Below are 1870 nucleotides of genomic sequence, written 5' to 3' on the forward strand. Positions count from 1 at the left end.
TTCGCCTTGATGTATGTTAAGAAAACAAGTAGCTAACCAGAGAAAGAAATAGTTTTGGGGCTTGAGAAAGCGATATGTAGTTGTCTCTAATTCATAAGGGAAGCCTATAAAACCAAAACAGCGAACAAGGTAGGGACCTGTTCGCTGTTCAGTTTGCTGGATTAGTCTCAGTTAAGTGTTACTACTACCTTGCCTTTCGGATTCTCCTGCTCGAAATAATCATAAGCTTTCTTTGTCTCATCAAAAGAGAATGTTTTATCGATCAGGGGTTTCAAAACACCGCTATCCACCAAGAAAGCTATTCGTTGCAATTGCAGTGAACTTGCCTGTGTCATTTGCTGAACAGCTGTTACCCCATGCTCTTTTGCTGCCTCCTCGTCTGCCATCCCAGCCAATAACACCAGCACGCCACCATTCTTCAAAACACCATAAGAGCCAGCTGCTGCATCGGCTACTGTTACCAACACAGCATCATATTCTTTGATGATATTTGTAAAATCCTGCGATTTATAATCAATCACTTCATCTGCTCCCAGCTCTTTTGCCAGTGCAGCAAATTGACCGTCTACCGTAGTGGCCACGTAAGCACCATGATGTTTTGCCAGTTGTATAGCGAAGGAACCAATGCCACCTGTTCCACCATGTACCAGGATTTTCTGTCCCCTTTGCAGTGCCATGTGCTCTTCGATGGCCTGCACCGCACTGGCAGCTGTGAGCGGCAGGGAAGCTGCTTCTTCCATGCTGATAGAAGATGGCTTCTTTGCCAGCTTATCAATTGCCGTTACAGTGAACTCAGCCAAGGCACCAGTTCCACCCATTAAAGCTCCCGCCTGACCATACACTTCATCACCCACATTGAAAGCTGTAACCCCGTCGCCAACTTGGGAAATGATTCCGGCAAAGTCTCCTGCTACCACAGAAGGGAATTTAATTGGCATCATTTGCTGCATGTAACCAGCACGTAGAATGGTATCGATCCGGTTCAGACTGACTGCCTTTACTTCTACTAACACCTGACCAGCTCCTGGAGCAGGCTTTGCAAAGTCGTTCACTAATTGTATTTCATCAGTACCACCGTACTGTTCTATATAGGCTGCTTTCATCTTTATAAATTTTAAGTCTGTTAATAATGTTTTAAAAACTTTATAGCACTAATAATTAAGCTTTTAGAAGTATCTTATTTCCTGCCGGGTCAGCCACTAGGTAGCCGTCATCCTGCGCTTGTGCGGATGGAAAACTCTCTAGTGCCTTTTTCAGGCGTTCAGGAGAGTCTAACACAATCGTATAGAAGCGCATTCCTGCTGTACCTTCAGGCGCTTGTGGTTTACCTACACCTTGCCATGTATTTACTGCTACGCGATGGCCAAAAGCACCACCTGCCCCTAGGTCAGCTGCTCCGTAGCGTGGCTCATACATGTTCTGTACAAACCCCAAACTCTTATAAAACTGGTTGGCAGCGTCAAGATCTGAAACGTACAGGTGCATGTGCCCGACATAAGTATCATCGGGCAAGGATAGATCAATCTGATCATCCGGTAAGGTATCTATAACAGACTGCACATCCAATGGTGCCGATGCGCTGCGTACTGTTCCATCCACATCAATGGCCACCGGGCCTCTGTTGCCAAATTCTACCTTCTTTAGTCGTTCTGGCGTTTCCAGCGTAATTTCTACTGTTATTCCATCCGGATCTTTCATGTAGATGGCTTTGGACATCGTATGGTCGGTAGGTGATACAGGATAACCTTTCGCGAGCAGCCTTGCCAGCACCCTTGCAAAGTCCCCCTCGCTTGTCGGGTGTATCGCTAAATGGTAGATACCACTGTAGCCATTTTGAAACGGAGTATTAGCAGTTGGATAAAGTACCACC

At 46.0% G+C, this 1870-nt stretch carries 2 protein-coding genes; both read right to left on the reverse strand.

The annotated features are described in order from the left end of the window. Positions 1-167 precede the first annotated feature (167 nt). Positions 168-1103: an NADP-dependent oxidoreductase gene (locus tag OB13_RS19740; protein WP_461491902.1), complete on the reverse strand. Its 936-nt coding sequence runs from the start codon at positions 1101-1103 to the stop codon at positions 168-170. 55 nt (positions 1104-1158) lie between these two features. Further along, on the reverse strand, positions 1159-1870 hold a 712-nt coding region (locus OB13_RS19745; protein WP_461491903.1), incomplete at its 5' end, for a VOC family protein.

Source organism: Pontibacter sp. HJ8 (assembly GCF_054824225.1).